Source organism: Streptomyces humidus (genome assembly GCF_014649655.1).
Lineage (GTDB): Bacteria > Actinomycetota > Actinomycetes > Streptomycetales > Streptomycetaceae > Streptomyces > Streptomyces humidus.
Genome location: NZ_BMTL01000068.1, coordinates 1 through 21314, shown reverse-complemented (window position 1 = coordinate 21314; position 21314 = coordinate 1). Strand labels below are relative to the sequence as shown.

The 21314-nt window shown below is 69.0% G+C and carries 15 protein-coding genes and 3 pseudogenes; 13 read left to right on the top strand and 5 right to left on the bottom strand.

Annotated elements, in window-relative coordinates; all coding sequences use genetic code 11:
• Positions 1–55: 55 nt before the first annotated feature.
• Entirely contained in the window at positions 56–3043 is a 2988-nt protein-coding gene (locus IE239_RS40165) for a cytochrome P450 (RefSeq protein ID WP_229878756.1), read from the bottom strand.
• Between the two features lie 305 nt (positions 3044–3348).
• A complete protein-coding gene (locus tag IE239_RS40160; protein ID WP_229878757.1) occupies positions 3349–3795 on the bottom strand; it encodes an MDR/zinc-dependent alcohol dehydrogenase-like family protein in 447 nt (148 codons plus the stop codon).
• On the opposite strand from IE239_RS40160, the pseudogene IE239_RS40155 reads away from it, so the two are divergent.
• Positions 3692–4135, top strand: a pseudogene (locus IE239_RS40155) (alpha/beta fold hydrolase). The gene IE239_RS40160 and the pseudogene IE239_RS40155 sit on opposite strands and share 104 nt — an antisense overlap.
• A gap of 141 nt (positions 4136–4276) precedes the next feature.
• Here the strand turns inward: IE239_RS40155 and IE239_RS42815 are convergent.
• Complete coding sequence (locus IE239_RS42815) at positions 4277–4501, bottom strand: TetR/AcrR family transcriptional regulator C-terminal domain-containing protein (protein WP_229878755.1); 225 nt, start codon at positions 4499–4501, stop codon at positions 4277–4279.
• Positions 4502–5438: 937 nt separating this feature from the next.
• Between IE239_RS42815 and IE239_RS40145 the strand changes: the two genes are divergently transcribed.
• From IE239_RS40145 to IE239_RS40135, 3 genes and pseudogenes are all read left to right on the top strand, one after another.
• Positions 5439–6500: a zinc-binding dehydrogenase gene (locus IE239_RS40145; RefSeq protein ID WP_190154394.1), complete on the top strand. Its 1062-nt coding sequence runs from the start codon at positions 5439–5441 to the stop codon at positions 6498–6500.
• Between the two features lie 232 nt (positions 6501–6732).
• Positions 6733–7524, top strand: a pseudogene (locus IE239_RS40140) (IS481 family transposase); the annotation flags it as partial.
• A gap of 486 nt (positions 7525–8010) precedes the next feature.
• Positions 8011–8601 carry a TetR/AcrR family transcriptional regulator gene (locus IE239_RS40135; RefSeq protein ID WP_190154393.1) on the top strand — a complete coding sequence of 197 codons (591 nt, stop codon included), beginning with the start codon at positions 8011–8013 and terminating at the stop codon, positions 8599–8601.
• Positions 8602–8741: 140 nt separating this feature from the next.
• On the opposite strand, the gene IE239_RS40130 is transcribed toward IE239_RS40135, so the two are convergent.
• Both IE239_RS40130 and IE239_RS40125 read right to left on the bottom strand, forming a co-directional pair.
• Positions 8742–9548 carry a class II aldolase/adducin family protein gene (locus IE239_RS40130; protein WP_190154392.1) on the bottom strand — a complete coding sequence of 269 codons (807 nt, stop codon included), beginning with the start codon at positions 9546–9548 and terminating at the stop codon, positions 8742–8744.
• 40 nt (positions 9549–9588) lie between these two features.
• Positions 9589–11130 (bottom strand): aldehyde dehydrogenase family protein, encoded by a 1542-nt coding sequence (locus tag IE239_RS40125; RefSeq protein WP_190154391.1) that lies wholly within the window; start codon positions 11128–11130, stop codon positions 9589–9591.
• A gap of 143 nt (positions 11131–11273) precedes the next feature.
• Here IE239_RS40125 and IE239_RS40120 point away from each other — a divergent pair, with 143 nt between their 5' ends.
• The 9 genes and pseudogenes from IE239_RS40120 to IE239_RS40080 all read left to right on the top strand — a co-directional run.
• The gene (locus tag IE239_RS40120; RefSeq protein ID WP_190154390.1) at positions 11274–12245 is read left to right on the top strand and encodes an SMP-30/gluconolactonase/LRE family protein; all 972 of its coding nucleotides are present in this window, start codon (positions 11274–11276) and stop codon (positions 12243–12245) included.
• A gap of 76 nt (positions 12246–12321) precedes the next feature.
• Positions 12322–13188, top strand: coding sequence for an SDR family NAD(P)-dependent oxidoreductase (locus tag IE239_RS40115; RefSeq protein WP_190154389.1), 867 nt, complete (start codon positions 12322–12324; stop codon positions 13186–13188).
• 112 nt (positions 13189–13300) lie between these two features.
• On the top strand, positions 13301–14503 hold the full coding sequence (locus IE239_RS40110; protein WP_190154395.1) for an amino acid deaminase/aldolase: 1203 nt from the start codon (positions 13301–13303) through the stop codon (positions 14501–14503).
• 42 nt (positions 14504–14545) lie between these two features.
• Entirely contained in the window at positions 14546–15817 is a 1272-nt protein-coding gene (locus tag IE239_RS40105) for an MFS transporter (protein ID WP_190154388.1), read from the top strand.
• A 73-nt stretch (positions 15818–15890) separates the two neighbouring features.
• Positions 15891–17234 carry a D-arabinono-1,4-lactone oxidase gene (locus tag IE239_RS40100; RefSeq protein WP_190154387.1) on the top strand — a complete coding sequence of 448 codons (1344 nt, stop codon included), beginning with the start codon at positions 15891–15893 and terminating at the stop codon, positions 17232–17234.
• Positions 17235–17438: 204 nt separating this feature from the next.
• Positions 17439–18572 (top strand): cytochrome P450, encoded by a 1134-nt coding sequence (locus tag IE239_RS40095; protein WP_190154386.1) that lies wholly within the window; start codon positions 17439–17441, stop codon positions 18570–18572.
• A complete protein-coding gene (locus IE239_RS40090; protein WP_190154385.1) occupies positions 18569–19810 on the top strand; it encodes an NAD(P)/FAD-dependent oxidoreductase in 1242 nt (413 codons plus the stop codon). Before IE239_RS40095 ends, IE239_RS40090 begins: the two co-directional genes overlap by 4 nt.
• A 1-nt stretch (position 19811) precedes the next feature.
• Positions 19812–20135: a 2Fe-2S iron-sulfur cluster-binding protein gene (locus IE239_RS40085; protein WP_190154384.1), complete on the top strand. Its 324-nt coding sequence runs from the start codon at positions 19812–19814 to the stop codon at positions 20133–20135.
• A 321-nt stretch (positions 20136–20456) separates the two neighbouring features.
• Positions 20457–21217: pseudogene (locus IE239_RS40080) on the top strand (IS3 family transposase); the annotation flags it as partial.
• Positions 21218–21314 lie beyond the last annotated feature (97 nt).

Here is a 21314-nt window from a genome sequence, read left to right as displayed (position 1 = left end):
CAGGTACCACGCGCACTTCGGTCCGGACTATCCAGCTTGACCACGTGTGCCCAGCTCACATCCCGAAGCGCACCAGATCAGGGCCGGGAATCCACACGGCTCCGGCCGCCTCGGCCGCCTCGAACTCCTCGCGGTGCAGGTAGTCGACGTCGGGGTGGTCGCAGCCGAAGTAGCACAGCAGGGTGCCGGTCGACCGGGTGTGGTGGCGGTCGAGGACCGCGCCGCGGAAGGGCGCCAGACCGGTGCCCGCGCTGACCAGGATCACCGGCACCGACTCGTCTTGCGGCAGGCGGAAGGACTCACTGCACGGCAGCACCCGGGCCTGGAGGATGTCGCCGGCGTTGACGGTCTGGAGGTAGTGCGAGCCGATGCCGTGGAACGTGCCCTCGCCGCCGCGGTGGGGCGCGGCGAGCAGCGACACCATCAGATCGACCTCGCCGGGTGCCGCCGCGGCGGACGAGGAGATCGAGTAGTGGCGCGGGCGCAGCACGGGCAGCAGTTCCAGGAAGCGTTCGAAGGGCAGCTCGCAGGCCCGATAGCGCTCCAGCAGGTCCAGGACACTGTGTCCGGCGGCGGTCACCCGCTCGCGGAAGGCCTCCGGGTCCGCCGCGGCGAGTTCGGCCAGGGGGCGCTTCTCGGGCGGGCAGGCGGTGTGCTCGGCGAGCACGGCGACCTGCTCCCGGGTGGCGGCATCCTGCAGTTCCACGAAGTCGGTCAGCAGGCGGCGCACGGTCAGCGGCCGGTCGACGGGCAGGGCGCCCCGGCTGCGGCGGCGGGCACGCAGTCGCACGGTGCGGTCCAGATCGAGGCCGAAGCGGTCGGCCACCCGCTGGACGAGGTCGTGCGGGTTGCTCGGCAGGACGGCGATGTGGTCGCCGGTGCGGTAGGTGACGCCCTCGGGCAGCCGCAGCTTGAGGAAACGCTTGGAGCGGCCCAGCTCATGCTCCATGTCGACCAGTTCGTAGGCGTCGAGCACCTCCATCGGCTGCACGCCGTGCCGTGCCGCGAGCCCGCCGATGACCGAGTCGGTGGTGTCCTGCAGCTCGTACAGGCCCGTCTCCTGGTCGGCGGCCGGCTCGGTCTCCTGTATGTCTGCGGCGGTCCCGTACTGCTCCAGCAGGGCGGTCCACAACTCGCCGGTCCAGCGGTCGACGGTGCCGGCGAAGTCACCGGCGGCGTCCGCGGCGCCGCGCTCCAGCAGTGAGGTGGCGCCCGCCGCGGCAAGCCGCTCGTCGATGAGGGTGGGGACACGCTGGTAGGTGGCGGCCCAGTTGCGGTCGCCAACACCGAGTACGGCGTACCGCAGGCCGTCGAGCGCACCGGGCTCCAGCCCCTCCAGCCAGGCGACGAACTCCGTGGCGTCGTCGGTGGGGCGGCCGTTGTAGGAAGCCGCCACGATCACCACCGGCCCGCCACCCGCTGAAAGCTTGCCCACGGCGTCGTTGAGGGACGCAACAGACGGGGTGAACCCGCGCTCGTCGCCGTCCTCGGCCAGGTCGCTGGCGATGCCCGCGCAGGTACCCAGGTTGGAGCCGTGCAGCAGAGTCAGCGCGGTCCCCGTGGCGCGCCGGACGGCGGGCCGGTCCCGGTCGGCGGGAGCGCTGCCCGCGGCGAGGGCCACGGCGGCGGGCAGGCGCCGCTCCCCGCTGCTGCGCCGGGCCAGGTTCAGCGTGAACTCGTCGGGCTTGAGGGTGAGGGACTGCTTGATCTTCAGCTGGTAGTTGGTGTGGTCGATCAGGCGGTAGCGGTGGATGACCAGCGCGAGGACCAGGGTGGCCTCGTGCAGAGCGAACTGGCGGCCGATGCAGGCGCGTTCGCCGTTGCCGAACGGCTTGAACAGATGGACCGGGCGCTCCTCCTCCCGCTCGGGCAGGAACCGGTCGGGGTCGAACAGCTCGACGTTCTCGCCCCAGGCGGGGTCGCGGTGCAGCTGGGGGATGAGGATCTGGATCGACTCGCCCTTGCGCACGGCGTACTTCCCGCCGATGACCGTGTCCTCCAGCGGCTCCACCGCGAAGGCGGGCGCCGTCGGCCACAGCCGCAGACTCTCGTTGAGGACCTGGCGGATGTACGTCAGCTTCCCGATGTCGCCGTAGTCGGGCTCGGGGGCGTCCGAGTCGCCCCACAGGGCGTCGACCTCGGCCTGGGCCCGGGCGAGGACCTCGGGGTGCTTGGTCAGGTAGTAGAGGGCGAACGACAGGGCCCCGCTGGTGGTCTCGTGGCCGGCGATGAGGAACGTGATCGCCTGGTAGCGGATGTTGACGTCGTCCAGCGGCTCGCCCGTCACCGCGTCACGGGTGTGCAGCATCCGCCCGAGCAGGTCGTCGGTGCTGGTGTCTCCGGACGCCCGGCGCTGCCGGATCACCTCGTCGACCAGGCCCTCCATCAAGGCCACGTCCTCGCGGAACTGCTCCGCCTGCTTCCACTTGAACAGCTCCGCGCCCGGGATCGACTCCCCCTTGTCCTGGGCGAAGCCGAGCGCCCGCGACAGGGCGGTGACGAAGGGGTGCGGCTCGTCGCGGCTGAAGGACTCGAAGTCGTAGCCGAAGCCGCACAGGCCGATCGTGTCGAGCGTCAGCCGTGTCATGTCGTCGGCGACGTCCACGGGCTCCGAACCCGCCGCCCGGTCCCACTTCCCGATCAGCTCCCGGGCCACCTGGAGCATCGTCGCGTGATAACCGCGCATCGCGCCGAGCGAGAAGGCCGGCATCAGCACGTCGTGCGCCTTGCGCCAGTTGGGCTCGTCGTTGAACGCGGTGAACAGCCCGTCGCCACCGATGCCCCGGAGGATCACGAGGTCGGGGTGCACGTTCTTGCGGAACCGGCTCTCGTCCGCCAGCTCGGTGACCAGGTCGAGGCCGGAGGCGAAGTTGATCTCGTCGCCGAAGACGCGGAGCTTGAACAGCGGCCCCAGCTCCCTGGCCTCCTTCATCACATAGAGCAGACCGTCGGCACCGCTGGGGATGTCGAACGCGTGGCCGACCAGGGGCAGGGCGGGACGCTGGGGAATCGGTTCGGTTCCACGCAGGGTCTCGTGAGTCATGAGCTTGCCTTTCGTTCCGCGCAGGCTGTCGCTGGCCAGAACCATACACACGACATTGTCGTCCGACAATGTCGCTCGATTGTGGCACCTGACACGGTCGACTGAGGGAACATTCGGAGGCCTTGAAACGTCAGGCCGGACCAAGGCCGGGGGAAACACCTCTCCACCCACCGGCCCGCCACAAGGCACGAAGCCCCTCCCGCGACTCCACCGTCGCCGGAGGGCCTTCTCAGACCTTTGCCAGACCGCGTCGATGTCCAGACCCGTTCGATCGAGCCGTGGCCCTGGGCCGGCGTCAGCGGGCATCAGGGGGTGAGAACAAACCGGATCGGGCCGCCGATCTTCTTCCCCAGCCGGGTGACGGCGTCGGCGGCCTCGGCCAGCGGGATGTGCGCAGCGACGGACGGGGCCAGATCGATCCGTCCGGCGGAGGCCAGGCCGATGAGCTGTTCCACGTGCTCGAACCCGGAGCCGTAGTGGCCGCGGATCTGGTTGCCCCGGAAACCGGACCCGGTGCTGTCATGGACGACGATCGACTCCGGAGTGAGCCCTGCGAGAACCAGGATTGCGCCGGCCCCCAGCGCGGCAGCCGCCTGAGCGCGAGCGGCCGGCACGCCGGCGAAGTGGGTGGGGGCGCGGCGGCGCAGGCTGAACGCCGCCGTGGGCGGCTCCGGCAGCCCGGTCGTGCTGCTCCACGGTTTTCCGCAGACGCAGCCGATGTGGCGGCACGAGGCCGCCGACCACACCGTCATATGTCCCGACCTGCGCGGCTACGGCGCCAGCGCCAAGCCCGCCGACAGCGACCCGGAAACCTACTCCAAGCGGACCACGGCCGGGGACGTCGTGCGCCTCGCCCAGATGATCCAGGCGTCCACCGAGCCTTCTTCGTACACTTCCTCGACGCCTGGACCAAGGCGCCGGACGCGATCCCCGCCGACGTCCGCTGCCACTACCTCGCCGCGTCCGCGGCGGCCGTGCCAGAACGCCTGGGCCGGCGACCTTCGCCACCGCACAGCCCCCTGCGGCCACTCCATGGCCGAAGAGGACCCCGAACTGATCGCCGACGAGATCCGGTCCCTGGCCGACCGCTGAACCCGGCCCGCTCCCGTCTCCGCTTCCTCCTCCCGGACGGGACGGCGGGAGCTGCGTCCCTGGCCCGTGACGATGGGCGGAGTCGGCCCGAGAAGCCGACCGGGCGGTGTCAGCCGCGGGCCGGCGCGTACCGGGCCTCCATCACGGCCACGGGCCTCGTCGACGACATGCTCGATGGCCGCGGTCCAGGGTCCAGCGCGGTAGGAACACGTAGTTGGAGATCATGCCCAAGAACTGGGTGGCGGCCAGTTCCTGCTCGTCCAGCACGACCGTGCCCGCGTTTGCCTCCAGATGCCGGCGCGCCGAATCAAAGTAGGACGACTTGCCGCGGTTGAACTGCGACTCGGCCAGTTCCGCCGAGCCCACCCGACATCGCCCGAGCAGTCCGCTGCCCAGCTGGTCGCGGCACCGGCCGGGAAGTCGTCTCCACGCTGCTCCGCCGCCTCGTCGGCGTACCGACCAGCACAGCCCACCAAGCCGCGCCGGAAGTGCGTGCCCGCGCCCACGTCCCAGCCGACATCCACGCGCCGAACCCAGTTGGAGCGCTCACTGAACGAACTGCTGCGCACGTACGAACCGGGGAGATCGCCGGAGCGGCGGCGCGGCGGATCGGGGGGGTGAAAGTGCACGTCAAGGTCGGAAATGTCGTGCGGTCCCACTCGCCCTGAACCCGCACTGACGATCGCGATGGGTCATGCCGCTGAACGGCCGCCTGCGGACCACGACCAGTTCGACGGGCACCGAGTATGTGGTGCTGGTGTCCCCGCCGCCGGAGCCTGGCCCGCCGGTGTCCGGGACATATCGGCTCGGCCGGTGATGCCGGCAGCAAGCAGCACGAGTCAGGTGGCTGGTGCCCACTTTCGGTGCAGGTAGGTGTGGTGCCCAGACGGTGAGGCGGTGACGAGGACAGCCGGCCAACTCCCTGGGACGGTACGGGGCTCTATCGCGCCTGAGGGCAGGCGTGCGCTGACAGGGCCGTCGGTGCGAGAGCCGATCGGCCTCCCCGGCATCGGGGAGGCGCGGACGCAGGTGGTCGCCTCGCTGGATGCCGGCGTCCGGCGGCTCGCCGGCGACACTCCGGCTTGCCCGGAAGGGGAAGCGTTCACGCAAAGCGAGTCGACCAACTTAATCAAACGACATTGTCGTATGACAATGTCGGCTGTATGTTGGCTTCATGCCGCCGCGTCCTGCGGGCACAAAGGCAGACCCGTGATCACCAAGGCCTGCCTTCCCCAGTGCGTTACCGGGGTCATGGCGACCTCGCGGCCCTGCCCATCGACATCCAAGAAATCGAGGTCACACCATGCCCACCATGCTCGCCGGACGTCTCCACCTGGACACTCAGACGTTTGCAGTGGAGGAGGTGGCCATCCCCGTTCCCGGCCCTGGAGAGGTGCTGGTCGAAGTCAGGGCCGCCGGAGTCTGTCTGTCCGACGTCCACTTGATCGACGGTAGCCTCAGCTCGTCCTTCCCTGTTGACGAGGTGGTCCGCTCGCGTGCGGTCACCCTCGGGCACGAGGTCGCGGGCGTTGTCCACACCCTCGGCCCGGACCTGATGGGCGATTGGGCCCCCGGCATGCGTGTCGCTCTGCAGGCTGGGCAGGCGTGCGGCCAGTGCGACGACTGCATGCGGCGCTCATCGTGCCGGATGCCGCTGACCCGTGGAGTCGACTACGACGGCGGCTGGGCCGAGTACGCGATCGCCCGCGAGGACACGCTCGCCCCGATCCCCGACCACTTGCCGTTCGACCAGGCCGCGATCATCCCCGACGCGGTCTCCACCCCCTACGCCGCGATTGTCGAGACGGGTGCTGTCCGCCCGGCGCAGGCCGTCGGCATCTGGGGCGCGGGCGGCCTGGGCGCGCACGGCATCCGGCTCGCCCGCCTGGCCGGGGCAACCCCCGTCATCGCCATCGACCCGCTGCCGAAGGCCCGCGAGCGCGCCCTCGCCTTCGGCGCCGACTTCACGCTCGACCCTGCCGCGGCGGACTTCGCCGCTGCCGTGGACCTCGCCACTGGTGGCCGTGGCCTGGACGCCGCCTTCGACTTCGCCGGCGTCCCCGTGGTCCGTGAGCAGGCCGCAGCCGTCCTGGGCCCCGGCGGGGTGCTGGTACTGGCTGGACTCACCCCCAAGCCCCTCACCGTCACCGACAGCACAGAGTTCTGCTTCCGCGGCAACCAGATCCGTGGCCACTACGGCTCCGGACCTGAACACGTGACCCAGCTCATCGGCCTGGCTTCCACCGGCCGGCTCGACCTGGCCCCCTCCATCACCGCCCACATCCCGCTGGCCGAAGCCGCCGACGCCGTCAGCCGGCTGGAGAAGAAGATCGGCGACCCGATCCGGTTCGTGCTCACCCCTTGAGCGTCTGCCCTACGTGCTGAGCGGGGGCCCGGACGATCGGAGCACAGGGTCAGTGGTGCCCAGAGCTCCACGTACCCAGTGCTCACCGCCGTCCGATGGCTACACGGATGAGCCGCAGAAGAGGAATGAGCCTGTGCCCGTTCCCTCCCCAGCGAGTGCCCGGATGGTGTCAGGCGGGTCGGCGATGGCGGACCAAGCCGCGCGCCGACGTCTCCTCAAGGTCCGGATTCGGCGCGCGTCTCAGCCCCTGTTGCCCCGGGGCCGCACCCGCACCCGCACCCGCACCCGCACCGAGCGTCGGATCATCAAGGTTCGTGTCCTGCGCCGCTGGGGACCAGCCCGCATCGCGGGCCTGCTGCGGCTGGTGCCCTCGACCGTGCACCGCGTGCTGACCCGCTACGGCCTGGCCCGCCTCACGCATCTGGACCGGGCAACCGGCCGTGTCATACGCCGCTACGAACGCCAACGGCCAGGCGAACTGGTCCACGTCGACATCAAGAAACTCGGCAACATCCCCGACGGCGGCGGACACAAGGTCCTGGGCCGGCAGACAGGCCGAAAGACCCGCTCGAACGTCGGCTACAGCTACTTGCACACCGCCGTCGACGACCACTCCCGCCTGGCCTACAGCGAGATCCACACCGACGAGAAGAAGGAGACAGCCACCAGCTTCTGGAAGCGGGCCCACGCTTTCTTCGCCGAGTGCGGGATCACCGTCGAGCGGGTCCTGACCGACAACGGCGCCTGCTACCGCTCACACGACTGGCGAGACGAGCTGGCCCGGGCCGGGATCACGCACAAGCGCACCCGGCCCTACCGGCCCCAGACCAATGGCAAGGTCGAACGCTTCAACCGCACGCTGCTGGACGAGTGGGCCTACGCCCGCCCCTACCGCTCGGAGCAGGAACGACGCGACGCCTTCCCCGGCTGGCTCCACACCTACAATCACCACCGCGGACACACCGCGCTGAAAGGGCAACCACCCGCCAGCCGCGTCCCCAACCTCACGGGTCAGTACACCTAGCACGGACGGCGCCGTCTCGCGGCCGGGCAGGGAGGGCGGCACGAGCGCCAGCACCCGGGGCATAGCCGAGTTGGCCGAGGCGGGCACGCTCATCGCCTCGGAGCTCGTGAGCAACGCGATCCGCCACACCTCGTGCCGCATGATCCGGGTATCCGTCCGGCGCATCACGAACGATCCCGTACGGATCGGCGTCACCGACACATTCCATGCCCTGCACCTCCCCCGCCGCCGGGGGTGGGCACGGGGACCTCTTCGACGTGCCTGTCGGAGCCACGGAACGGTCGGCGCCGTCGCACGCGAGGCTCGGCGGCGCGTACCGCCGCCTCCTCGACGGCGGGGGAGCGAGCCCGTGGGGCCCGTCAGCGAGACATCGCCACCGTATCGGGTCGCCTGACGACCGAATCATAGTTGGTCGATCGTCCAAGACGCCGGTTAGCATGGAGTGAGCATTTCACTCTTGATGAAACGGTGGACCGAATGTCTCGCATGGCAGCGAAGGACCGACGGGAAGAACTCATCGCCGCGGCGTTCCGTGTCATGGTCCGCGACGGAGTCGTCAAGACCACGACACGCGCTGTCGTCAACGAGGCGAAGATGCCGCTGGGCGTTTTCCACTACTGCTTCAACTCACGTGAGGAACTCCTGCAGGAGGTCATCACCCGCATCACGGACAGCGGCGTGGCCAAGGCCCGGAACGTGTTCGAAGGGGAGGGAGACCTCGGCGCACGCATCGCCAGGAGCCTCTACACCTTCTGGGAGGGGGTCGAGCTCAGCCCGGGAGAGCATCAGGTGGGGTACGAACTCACTCACTACGCGTTGCGCCAGGAGGGCTTTGAGGATCTGGCTCGCCGGCAGTACGCGCATTACCTGGAAGTCCACGAGCAGCTCCTGGCTGAAGCCGCCGAGAGCGCGGGCATCACGTGGACGGTGCCCCTTCCCGTTCTGGCCCGCTACCTCAACGCGGTGCTGGACGGCGTCACGCTGTGCTGGCTGGCCGACCGCAACAGCGAGAACACCCGTGAGGTGCTCCGCCTGACCGGCGAGCACCTCATGAGCCTCGCCGCCAAGGACGCGTGAGGTGAGGCGCCGGTGAGCGCACGCTCATAGACACTGGCCGCCTCCTCATCGGATGGCGGCCGCACCAGGAAGTCGGGTGGGTGCGGCGGCCGCAGCAGCCGTACCCACCCGACGTGGCTTCCTGGGGTCAGCGCGTCATGTCAGTCGAACAGGTCGGGCTGGTCTGCGGTGATCTGGTCCCACAGGGGGCGGAACTGGAACCAGCCCGGCAGGGGGCCGGAGATCTGGTCGCGCACCGTCCGCGCCGTCTCCGGATCGATGAGCTTCGGCTCACCGGCGGCCATGGCCAGCAGCTGGGCCTGGCAGGAACGTTCCATGGTGATGAAGTACCAGGCCGCCTCGGCGACGGAGGACCCGACCGTCAGCAGCCCGTGGTTCTGCAGAACGACGGCCTTGCCCTCGCCCAGCGCCTCACCGATGCGCCGGCCTTCCTCGGTGTCGTTCACCACGCCGCGGTAGTCGGAGTAGATGCCGTGGTCCTCGTAGAAGGCGCAGGCGTCCTGGGTGATCGGCTCGAGCGGGACGCCGAGGCTGGAGAAGGCCTTGCCGTGCAGGGAGTGGGTGTGTGCGGCCGCGACCACGTCCGGCCGGGCCCGGTGCACCTCGGAGTGGATGCAGAACGCGGCGTTGTTGACCGGGCGCTTGCCCTGAAGGAGCTTGCCGTCATGGTCGACGAGGATCAGGTCGCGGACGCGGATCTGGCTGAACGACATCCCGAAGGGGTTGACCCAGAAGGCCGAGGGGTTCTCCGGGTCGCGGGCCGTGATGTGTCCGGCCACGCCTTCGGAGAACCCGAAGCGGGCGAACAGGCGGAAGGCGGCCGCGAGTTCCTGCTTGCGGACCTGACGCTCCTCCTCGACGCTCAGGTTCTGCGGGGGCAGCGGCAGGGTGACGCCCTCGGGCATGGCGCCGACGGACATGTGCGGGGCGGCGGCTGTCGTGGTCATCGGGATCTGGCCTTTCGTGATCGGGTGGGCGATGGCGCGGTTACTTGCCCCGGCGGCGCAGGCGGTTGCCGTACATGAGGTCCACCAGGCGCAGGATGGACCGGTAGGCCGAGGGGTCGAACGGGAGCATGTGGAGGTCGCGGCGGGTCGGGAAGCGGTTCACGCTGACGGCCTGGAGCCTGGTGTACTTGCGGATTCCTTCGGCGCCGTGCCGTACGCCGAGGCCCGATTCCTTCCAGCCGCCCATGGGCAGGCCGAAGGCCATGTAGTTGGTCTGGGCGTCGTTGATGGTGACGCAGCCTGCCTCGAGACGCTCCGCGAGGTGTCGGGCGCGCTTCATGTTCGAGCTGATGATGGAGGCCTGCAGGCCGTAGGTGCTGTCGTTGACGAGCCGGACGGCCTCCTCGGCGTTTGCGACCTTCATCACGGGCAGGGTGGGTCCGAAGGTCTCCTCACGCATGCATGTCATCGTGTGGTCGACATCGACGAGCAGCGTGGGTTCGAAGAACCGGCCCGGGCCGGGGGCGGTGTGGCCCCCCACGAGGACGCGCGCTCCTCGGCCCACGGCGTCCTTGACGTGGTCCTCGACGATCGACATCTGGGGCGGGAAGGTCATGGCGCCCACATCGGTGCTGCCCAGCCCTGCCGACCTGCCGGAGGTGACCTCCTCGAACCGCCGGCGCAGCCTGGCGACGAACGCGTCGTACACCGGCTCCTCGACGTAGACGCGCTCCACCGAGGTGCACATCTGCCCCCCGTTGCACAGAGCGCCGTGCAGGGTGACGTTCACCGCCCGCTCCAGCGAGGCATCGGCCAGCACGATCAGGGCATCCTTGCCGCCGAGTTCGAGTGAGCAGGGGACGAGCCGCTCGCCCGCCCGCGCGGCGACGGCCCGGCCGGTCTTCGTGGATCCGGTGAACATCACGAAGTCGGCGGTGTCGACCAGGGCCTGGCCGGTGGCGCCGGCGCCGGTCACGACCTGGAAGACGTCCTTGGGCCAGCCGCACTCACGGGTCATCTTCTCCATGAGCAGCGCGGTCAGCGGTGTGTACTCGGAAGGTTTGAGGACGACCGCGTTGCCGGCGGCCAGGGCCGGAATGGCGTCACCGAAGGAGTTGATCAACGGGTTGTTCCAGGGTCCGATGACTCCGACCACGCCGAGGGGGACCCGCCGGGTGTACATGCTGCGGCCGAGTACGAACGGTGAGAGCGAGCGGATCTTCGTGTCGGCGAGGTAGTGCCGTGCGCGCTTGGCCCAGTGGGCGAAGGCGCTGACGCCGTAGACGATCTCGACGATCGCGTCCTCTTGGGTCTTGCCGTTCTCCGCGACGATGGAGTCGATGATCTCCTGCCGGTGAGTCAGCAGCCACCGACGGCCGCGTGTGAAGAATTCCGCACGGCTTCGGGCGCTCAGTTCGGCCCAGCCCGGCTGTGCCTGCCGGGCTCGTGCGACCGCTTGCTCCACGTCCTGCGCCGACGCGTCTGCGACGTGGCCGACCACTGCTCCGGTGGCCGGGTTGTCCACTGCGATGTGTGCGTCCGCCCGGGCGCCGTCGGGCGTGAGCGATCGAGTCTGAGCCACGGAAAAACTCCTGCCGGAACGTTGACTTCGGTTTGCCCAGAATGAGACGGTCACCCGTGCAAGTCAAGCGTCTTGTACAGATGACCAACTTGTTGTGCGGCAGCGACATCACGCCCCAGGACCGTCACCAAGGAGCGGCTGGAATGAAACGGACGACATCGGTCGCGCTGAGCGGTTTCGGCGTTCCCGAGTCACTGCGCTGGCATCAGGGAGCTCTGTGGTTCTCCGACCTGGCACACGGCACGGTGCACCGCTGGGACGGCACGGGAGAGGCCGAGACGGTCCTCAAGGTTCCCGGCCGGGCCGGCGGACTCGGCTGGCTCCCGGACGGGCGCATGCTCGTCGCCTCCATGGACGGAGGCGTCGTGTACCGGCTGGAAACAGACGGCGAGCTCGTCGAGCACGCGGATCTACGGCACCTTGTCGGCGGCCCGGTCAACGACATGCTCGTCGACCCGCACGGACGTGCGTACGTGGGCAACTTCGGCTTTGACTACCATGCGTTCGCCCGCGAGCACGCCAACGCCATGCTCTACGCGCCGCCCGGCCCGGCGAAGGCACCGATCGCGTGCCTGGCCGCGGACGGGACCCTGCTCGGGGTGACGGAGCCGGTGCTCTTCCCCAACGGGTGCGTCCTGACGGCCGACGGCACGACCATGGTGGCGGCCGAAACCCTGGCCATGAAGCTCACCGCCTTCCCCGTGCTCCCCGACGGCACGCTCGGACAGCCGCGCCCCTGGGCCCCGCTGATCTCGCCGTTCCTGTGGCGCGCGGTGAACCATCCGGGGTTTCTCGGCCGGATCACCCGCAGGATCTCGGCGCTGCTGGACCACCCGGCCATCGCCAAGCGCTCCGCCTCACCGATCGCGCCCGACGGCATCGCCTGGCACGGCGACGGCGAGACGATGTGGATCGCGAACGCACTGCGCGGCGAATGCGTGCGTGTGGCCGAGGGCGGCCGCGTCCTCGACCGGGTGGCGACGAGCCAGAACACCCTGAGCTGCCTGGTCGCAGGTCAGGACGGGCGCACCCTGTTCGCGGCGACCGTGCCGACCGACGATCCCGTCCGTGCCGCAGAGCTGAACGGCGGCCGCATCGAGATGCTCCGGCTGTGAATCACGCGGTAACGACCGAGGGCCATCTCGTGTCGGACAGTTGACTTGGACACTCGACCAGGAGACTCTGTTGGCCATGAGAGAAGTGTCTGAAAACAGCCGGGTCCTTCTCGTCACCGGCGCGGCCTCCGGCATCGGGGCCGCGATCGCGCAGCTGGCGGTCGCACGCGGTCACCGCGTGATGCTGTCCGATGTCAACGAGCAGGCCGTACAGGCCAGGGCGCTCAGTCTGGGCGGCCGGGCCGCCGGCTGTGTCCTGGACATCCGGGATCCGGCGGCGTGGGTCAAAGCGTTCGACGCGACGCAGGCCGCGTTCGGAGCCGTCGACGTGCTGGTCAACAACGCCGGCATCACCCACACCGGCCACGCACGTGACCTCGGCCCCCAACAGCACCGCGACATCCTGGAGGTCAACCTGCTCGGCGCCATCACCGGCACCTGCACGGCGATCGAGCGGATGACCGCCCAGGGCCGCGGCCACATCATCACCGTCTGCAGCATGACGTCGTTCCTCCCGCTGCCCGGATACGCGACGTACTGCGGCTCGAAGCACGGGCTGCGGGCCTTTCACCACAGCGTGGCCCTGGAGGAACGTGACGGGCCACTGGACTTCACGATCATTCATCCTCCGTCCACGCGCACGGACATGCTTGAGCAGGAACTGGCCGACCCCGCTTGCGCCATCTCCTTCGCCGAGAAGTCCTACGCACCGGGGGAGATCGCCAAGACCGTCGTCGACGCGATCGTCTCCAAGCCGGTCGAGGTGGTGTTCCCTCCCCTGGGCGGACGTGTCCAGCGGATCGCCGGCGTCTTCCCCCGCCTGATGCGGTGGGTGATCCCGCTCGCCGAGGCCAAGGGAAGAAGGCAACGAGAGCGGATCATCGCCCCCACGGGCCGTCACCGGTCCGATGCGGCGCGGCCTTCGGACGGCTCGACCGTCTGACGCGGTTCCCGGCCGCCGCTTACCGGGCCGGTCCACCGAACTACCGAGAAAGGGTGCGGATGTGAGCGCACATGTGGCGTCCTGGCCGGACGTGAAATCGGCCGCCTCCGCCATGGCCGGCTTCAGCGGGGCCCGGATGGCCCAACTGGAGCGGGCCACCCAGCACTTGGATCCGCCGTTCGCCGTGGTGGACGTCGATGCCTTCGACGCCAACGCGAGCGATCTGGTGCACCGCACGGGCGGTCGCGCCACGATCCGCCTGGCCAGCAAGTCGGTCCGCAGCCGCGACCTGATCCAGCGCGTCCTGAAGCGCCAGGGCTACCGGGGCATTCTCGCCTTCACCCTGCCCGAAGCCCTGTGGCTGGCCGAGGACCACGAGGACGTGGTCATCGGCTACCCGACCGCGGACCGCACCGCGTTGCAGCAGCTGGCCAAGGACGAGCGGGCGGCCTCACGTATCACCCTCATGATCGACTCCGTCGCCCAGCTGGACTTCATCGACGAGGCCGTCGGTGCCGCCCGCCCCCGGCTGCGGCTGTGCATCGATCTGGACGCCTCCCTGGAACTGGCCGGCGGGCGCATCCACCTGGGCCCGTACCGCTCCCCCGTGCACACCCCGCAGCAGGCGTCCGCGCTTGCCCGGGCGATCCAGAGCCGTCAGGGGTTCCACCTGGCCGGGGTCATGTCCTACGAAGGACAGATCGCCGGCATGGGGGACAACCAGCCCGGATCCCCTCTCAAGCGCGCCGCGCTGCGCGCCATGCAGCGTCTGTCGGCACGTGAACTGGCCGACCGGCGCGCCGCCGCGATCGCCGCGATCGAGACCGTCGCCCCGCTGGAGTTCGTCAACGGCGGCGGCACCGGCTCCGTGGAGCAGACCTCGGCCGAGCACGTCATCACCGAGATCGGCGCCGGTTCGGGCCTGTACGGACCGGGGTTGTTCGACTTCTACCGGCGCTTTTGTCCCCGGCCCGCCGCCTACTTCGTCATGCCGGTCGTACGCCGTCCCACGGACAGGATCGCCACCGTACTCGGGGGCGGTTGGGTCGCCTCCGGCCCGCCCGGCCGCGACCGCCTGCCCACCCTCAGCTGGCCCCGGGGCCTGCGGATGAACCCGCTGGAGGGAGCGGGGGAAGTGCAGACACCGGTGCTCGGTCCGGCAGCTCACGGGCTGCGCCTCGGCGACCACGTGTGGTTCCGGCACGCCAAAGCCGGCGAACTGTGCGAGCGGGTGAACACCCTCCACCTGGTGTCCGGCAGCGACATCGTCGGCCAGGTCCCCACCTACCGGGGTGAAGGACACGCCTTCCTCTGACCCCTCTCCCCCATCCGCGGCCCACCTTCTCCCGGAGGCCCGATGCTCCCCGACTTCAACCCACCCGCTCCTGCCCTTGCCAGACCCCTCAGCCCGGCCACCGCCCAAGGACCGGTCGAACCCGTCTCGCGCCGCTGGGCCAGTCTGTACGGCCTGGTGTGGTTCGGCTTCTGGATGGCAAACCTCGTCCCCCTCCAGCTGCTGCTCCCCCAGCAGCTGGAGGCGATCGATCCGGCCTCGAAGGTCTACGACTTCGCCGTCGTCAACGGTGTCTCCGGGCTGGTCGCACTCTTCGCCCTGCCTCTGTGCGGTGCCCTGTGCGACCGTTCCCGCAGCCGCTTCGGCCGGCGCAGACTCTGGCTCACGGCGGGCGCTGTCGCCTTCGCCGCCGGGCTGATCGTCACCGGCGCGCAGACCACCGTGGCCGGCGTGGTCGTGGCGTGGGCGGCCAGCATGATCGGTCTCAGCGCAGCCACCGCCGGGCTCACCGCCATCATCGCCGACCGTGTTCCCGAAGGTCAGCGCGGCATGATCTCCAGCGCCATCTACGGTCCCCAGGCTTTCGGCGTGGTCGTCGGCATCGCCCTCGTGTCGGTCTTCGGACTCTCCCCCATGTCCGGGTTCGCCGTCATCGCGGCCTTGCTGATCGTCTGTCTGGTGCCGTTCCTGGCCGCCCATCGCGACATCGCCTTCACCGTCGAGGCGCCGCTCAGCATCGCGGAACTGCTCGCGTCGATGGGCAGCTCGCTCAGGAACCGGGAATTCGCCTGGGCCTTCGGCGGACGGCTCCTGGTCAATCTGGCGAACTCGCTGGGCACGTGTTACACGCTCTACTTCCTCAGCGACGGCCTCAACGTCCCCGATCCGGCCGGCACCCTGCTGGTCTGCACCGTTCTTTATCTCCTGGCCGGCCTTGTGGCCACCGCCGCCGCCGGTGTGCTGTCCGACCGCCTCGGCCGGCGACGGATCTTCGTCGCCCTGGCGGCGCTGCTCCAGGCTGCTTCCGGCTTCCTGCTGGCGAGTGCCCCAAGCCTCACCGTCATGATGGTGGCATCCGCTCTCATGGGCGGCGGCTTCGGTGCGTACATGGCCGTCGACCAGGCTCTGATCACACAGGTGCTCCCCGACGCCGAGAGCCGGGCCAAGGACCTCGGCATCATGAACATCGGCGCCATCGTTCCCCCGGCGATCGCCCCGCTGATCGCCGGAGCGATCATCAGTTCACAGCACGGCTACCCACTTCTTTTCGCGCTCGTAGGTGCGGCCGCCGCCGTCGGAGCGGTCCTCGTCTACCGCATCCGTTCCGTCCGCTAGACACGCGCATGGCACCACCGCCCAGCTCACCGCATGGCACCACCGCCCAGCTCACCGAGGGGAGAAGAGGGACATGGCAACGACCCGCTACGGCGCGCACGCGGGCAAGGACCGCGCGAAGGGGAGTGTGTGGCGGAACTGGGCCGGGAACGTCACGGCCCGCCCGGTGAGGGAGGTCGCACCCGCCTCGGTCGATGAGCTCTGCGCCGTTGTGCGCGAGGCCGCCGAGGACGGCCTGCCGGTGAAGCCCGTCGGCAGCGGCCACTCGTTCACCGCCGCTGCCGCGGCCGAGGGCGTGCTGATACGGCCTGACCGCCTGAGGGGCATTCGCTCCATCGACCGGGAGGCCAAAACCGTGACCGTGGAAGCGGGCACACGGCTCAGGGACCTGAACGTCGCCCTGGCCCGGGAAGGCCTGTCGCTCACCAACATGGGCGACATCATGGAGCAGACCGTCGCCGGCGCGACCAGTACGGGCACCCATGGCACGGGCCGCAGCTCGGCCGCGATCGCGGCCCAGATACGCGGCCTTGAACTGGTGACGGCGGACGGCTCGTTGCTCACGTGCTCCGAGAAGGAGAACCCGGACGTGTTCGCCGCTGCACGCATCGGGCTGGGCGCGCTCGGGGTCGTCAGTGCCCTCACGTTCGCCGTGGAACCGCTGTTCCTTCTCACCGCGCACGACGAACCGATGACCTTCGACAGGGTCACCACGACCTTCGACGAACTCCACGCGGCCAACGAGCACTTCGAGTTCTACTGGTTCCCGCACACCGACAACTGCCACACCCTGCGCAACAACCGCAGCACAGGTCCGCTCGCCCCGACGGGCCGGTTCAGAGGCTGGTTCGAGGACGAGTTTCTCTCCAACGGTGTTTTCCAGGCCGTCAACTCGCTGGGGCGGGCCGTGCCCGCCGCCGTCCCGGCCATGGCGAGGGCGTCGAGCCGGGCTCTTTCCGCCCGCACCTACACGGACATCCCCTACAAGGTCTTCACCTCCCCACGCCGCGTGAAGATGATCGAGATGGAGTACGCCCTCCCGCGCGAGGCACTGATCGACGCCCTGCGCGAGGTGAAGGCCATGGTCGACCGTTCTGATCTGCGGATCAGCTTTCCCGTCGAAGTGCGTACGGCACCCGCGGACGACATCACCCTCTCCACGGCGTCGGGCCGGGAGAGCGGATACATCGCCGTCCACACCTACCGGGGCATGCCCTTCGGTGAGTACTTCGCCTCGGCGGAGCGCATCTTCACCGCGCACGGCGGACGCCCGCACTGGGGCAAGCTGCACACACGTGACGCCGACTACTTCGCGGCGGCGTATCCACGCTTCGGTGAATTCACCGCAACTCGTGACCGACTCGATCCCGACCGGCGCTTCACCAACGCATACCTGCGACGAGTCCTGGGCGACTGACCCGGCCCTGTCCACAGCTCTCATTACAGAAAGGTGGGAGTCAAACCCATGTCCTCCACACAGCTGACTTCGGTGGCAGATCTTCCCGCCATCGAGGACTTCATCACATTCGACGATTTCTCACGCGACTTCGTGGAAGCGGCACGGGAGTTGCGGGGCCGAGAAGGAACCGACTTTCTCCGGGGCCCGATGAACAGTCTCGTCGTGCTCCGCAACAAAGACGCCAGAACGCTTGCCGCGAATCCGGCGCTGGGCAACGTGCCCGCGGACATCGTCCTGTGGATGGCCACCGAAGCGGATCTCGGCTCCGGGCCCGTGACCAAACCGGATCCCGAACAGACCGAAGGGTACGGCAGGTTCCTGCAAAACCAGGTGTTCACCTCCAACCCTCCGCTGCATCAGCCGTACCGCAATCTCCTGGTCCGGCAACTGATGCCCCGGAACATCCTCCGTTTCGCCCCCTCCGCCGCACGCCTCGCACAGGAACTTGTCGAGGAGTGCGCCGGGCGCGACCGGACCGACTTCTCCCGGGAGTTCGCCGGGCGGTTCGTCACCCGCTTCTGGGCCGAGCAACTCGGGCTGAGCAGCAACCAGGCGGCGCACGTCCAGCACCTCATGGAGGAGATGAGCCTGACGTTCCTGCTCACCCGCACGCCCGAGCAGTCGCAGCGCCTGTTCTCCGCAGCGGCGACGTACATGGACGTCGTCGGAGAAGCCGTCCGGAAGGCCTGGTCGGACGGAGGCAACGCGCTTCTCGACGACATGGCGGCCGAACTCGCCACGATCGACATGGAAGGCAAGCCCAAGGACATCGGCTCGCTGGTGGCCTCGAACTTCTTCGACGGCTTCCACACGATCGGTGTGGCGATCGAGAACGTGGTCTTCCGCATGCTGAGCGACGAAACGGCCCTGGAACAAGTCCGTGCCGACCCGGCGCTGGTCACCAGTGCCTTCTACGAGGGCACACGTCTGGAGTCCCCGCTGATGCTCAGTCAGCGACTGACGCTGCAGGACCTCGAGTACAACGGCGTCTTTGTCCCCGCCGGCACACCGGTCGTCATGATGTGGGCCGCGGCCAATCGCGATCCTGAGGTCTTCGACGACCCCGACAGCTACCGGCTGACCCGGCCAATCCAGCACGGCGCGACCTTCGGCGGCGGTGCCCACCTGTGCCCAGGCAGGAACGTGGCCCGGATGCTCACCGAGATCGCCGTGACCGCGCTGACCGCGCCCGATGTCGATATCGCACTGGCCGGGGACGATCACGAATGGGCGGCCCACACCATGATGCGGCAGCTGACGGCGTTGCCGGTCACCATCCGACGGGCGCACCCGTGAACACCGTCGTCATCGTCGGTGCGGGACAGGCCGGCTCGGAACTGGCCGTGGCACTGCGGCAGAACGGTTTCAGCGACCGGATCCTGCTCGTCGGGGCCGAACCCCACCTGCCCTACCAGCGCCCGCCGCTGTCCAAGGCGTTCCTGCACGGCAAAGTCGAGCAGGAGGCACTGCGGATTCGCGCTCTTAACGCCTACACCAACGCCGGCATCGAAGTCGAACTCGACACTGCCGCGGTCGGGATCGACCGCCGGACACGATCCGTCGCCCTGGCCGACGGGCGCACGCTGCGCTACGGCAAGCTGGCTCTCACCACCGGTGGCAGTCCGCGTCCTGTCCGATTCGGCTCCGGCCACATCGCAGGCAGGACTCTGCACACCCTCGACGACGCGATCGCGCTGCGGCAGCAACTGCACTCCGGTGGCACCCTGCTGATCGTCGGCGGCGGATTCATCGGCCTGGAGACGGCGGCCGCCGCGGCCGACATGGGGATCGCGGTGACGCTCGTAGAGGCCCAGCCGCGAGTCCTGGCCCGGACGTGCCTACCGGCCGTCTCCGCCTTCGTCGAACGCGAGCACCGCGATCACGGTGTCGATCTGCGCACAGGCGTGTGGGTCCGCAGCGTCGCCCGGCGCGACGGAGCCCTCCTCGCGGAGCTCAGCGATGACACCGTCGTCAGAGCCGACCTGATCCTGACCGGCGTGGGGATCGCTGCGAACGACACCCTCGCCGCCACCGCGGGGCTGGCCGTCGACGACGGTGTCCTGGTCGACGCCGTGGCCCGGACCGAGGACCCCGACATCGTCGCCGCCGGCGACTGCACACGGCAGCGGAACGGTTTCCTCGGCCGCAGCGTACGCCTCGAATCCGTTCAGAACGCCACCGACCAGGCCAGAATCGCGGCCCGCACCCTGTGCGGAAAACCGACCGAGCGCTTCACGGCGCCCTGGTTCTGGTCCGATCAGTACGACCACAAGATCCAGATGGCCGGCCTGCCGCAGACCGGCGACACAGAAGTCGTCCGCGGCGACCCGTCATCGAACTCCTTCAGCGTGGTGTATCTGCGCAACGGCATCATCACCGGCCTGCACGCGGTCAACCGGCCGCGGGATTTCACGGCCGCCCGGCAACTCGTCACGGCGCGGGCCGCCATGACCGGGGACGAAGCCGCCTTGGAAGACCTCCCGCTGTCCGAACTGATGAAGCGACACCAATACACCGCAGAAAGGCGTGCCTGACGTGCCAGTGATCAGATTCATCGAGGCCGACGGAACACCGCACCCCGTAGAGGCCGCCGTCGGCCAGAGCCTCAAGCAAGCGGCACTCGACCATCTCGTGCCCGGCATCATCGGCGACTGCGGCGGCTGCGCTTCCTGCGGAACCTGTCACGCCTACATCGACGAGAAGCACCTGCCGCTCCTTGCTCCGGCTGACGAAAACGAGGAGATGATCCTCGAGGGCGTACCGGCATCACGCACCTCCAACAGCCGCCTCACCTGCCAAATCCCTGTGACAGCCGACATGGCCGGGATGGAGGTACACATTCCTGACACCCAGTTCTGAGGAACGGGCCATGTGACGGGCCATGTCTGTGGTGCCAGGGTGGCTCGGCCGGCTCGATGCCGGGCTCACCGAGCTGAGTAAGCGGCTCGACGAGCGGCGCACCGACGTCGACCAGGAGAGTCGAGAGTCACAGGGCGAGCAAAAAAGACGATACGGCCCCCGAAGAGTCCGGCGCGTAGAAGCCCTCATCCCCTGCAGGCACGGACGAACACGCCCCTGTTCCTGTCCCCAACCAGGGGACAACGCGGGGGGGGACCTGTCCCCGGGTGGTGGACACCTCTGAGCCCGGCCCCGGCAGGAGCCGGGGAGGAGGGATCTCTTATGGTGATGAAGGTCTACTCGCCCGAGTTCAAGGCGGACGCCGTCGCGCTGTACCTGTCGGACCCGAGCCACACCTTCGAGGGCATCGGCAAGGACCTGGGCATCAGCCAGGAGACGCTGCGCAAGGCGACGAAGTTTTTCGCCGCCGAGATGAACTGGTGAACCGCTTCAAGTTCATTGAGGACCACCACCGCGCCTGGGGCGTGAAGCGGTTGTGTCACCTGCTGGAGGTCGCCCGCTCCAGCTTCGACAAATGGCGGGCTGGCCGCCAGGCCCGCGCCGCGCGTGAGCGGGCGGACGCCGCGCTCGCCGAGCGGATCAGGGCCGTGCACGCCGAGTGGGACGGCACCTACGGTCGGCACCGGCTCACCGCCGAGCTGCGCGACGGCAGTGAGCGCGTGAACCACAAGCGCGTCGGACGGGTCATGCGCAAGTACGGCATCGCCGGGCTGCGGCTGCGCAAGCGCCAAATCACCACCGTGCCCTAACCGTCCGCCACGCCCGTGCCGGACCTGTTCCGGCGCGACTTCACCGCCACGGCACCGAACACCAAGTACGTCGGCGACATCACCTACCTGCCGGTAGGCGACGGAGAGTTTCTGTATCTGGAGACCGTGAGCGACTGCTTCTCACGCCGTCTGGTGGGCTGGTCGATCGCCAACCACATGCGCACCTCGCTGGTCGCCGACGCGCTCAGAGCAGCCGCCGCGACCCGCAGCAACCTGGCCGGAGCCGTATTCCACAGCGATCACGGAGCGCAACTTGGACTCAACTGGTCGTCGCAACACCAGCTTCCTGTAGTGATAGTAGGTGCTCGTTGAGGGCTTCGGCGGGGGTCTTCCAGGCGAGGGTCTTGCG

Excerpts from the sequence above, each read along its gene's own strand:
- IE239_RS40165 (WP_229878756.1), bottom strand. The coding sequence starts at position 3,043 with ATGACTCACGAGACCCTGCGTGGAACCGAACCGATTCCCCAGCGTCCC.
- IE239_RS40160 (WP_229878757.1), bottom strand. The coding sequence starts at position 3,795 with ATGACGGTGTGGTCGGCGGCCTCGTGCCGCCACATCGGCTGCGTCTGC.
- IE239_RS40145 (WP_190154394.1), top strand. The coding sequence starts at position 5,439 with ATGCCCACCATGCTCGCCGGACGTCTCCACCTGGACACTCAGACGTTT.
- IE239_RS40135 (WP_190154393.1), top strand. The coding sequence starts at position 8,011 with ATGGCAGCGAAGGACCGACGGGAAGAACTCATCGCCGCGGCGTTCCGT.
- IE239_RS40130 (WP_190154392.1), bottom strand. The coding sequence starts at position 9,548 with ATGACCACGACAGCCGCCGCCCCGCACATGTCCGTCGGCGCCATGCCC.
- IE239_RS40120 (WP_190154390.1), top strand. The coding sequence starts at position 11,274 with ATGAAACGGACGACATCGGTCGCGCTGAGCGGTTTCGGCGTTCCCGAG.
- IE239_RS40115 (WP_190154389.1), top strand. The coding sequence starts at position 12,322 with ATGAGAGAAGTGTCTGAAAACAGCCGGGTCCTTCTCGTCACCGGCGCG.
- IE239_RS40110 (WP_190154395.1), top strand. The coding sequence starts at position 13,301 with ATGGCCGGCTTCAGCGGGGCCCGGATGGCCCAACTGGAGCGGGCCACC.
- IE239_RS40105 (WP_190154388.1), top strand. The coding sequence starts at position 14,546 with ATGCTCCCCGACTTCAACCCACCCGCTCCTGCCCTTGCCAGACCCCTC.
- IE239_RS40100 (WP_190154387.1), top strand. The coding sequence starts at position 15,891 with ATGGCAACGACCCGCTACGGCGCGCACGCGGGCAAGGACCGCGCGAAG.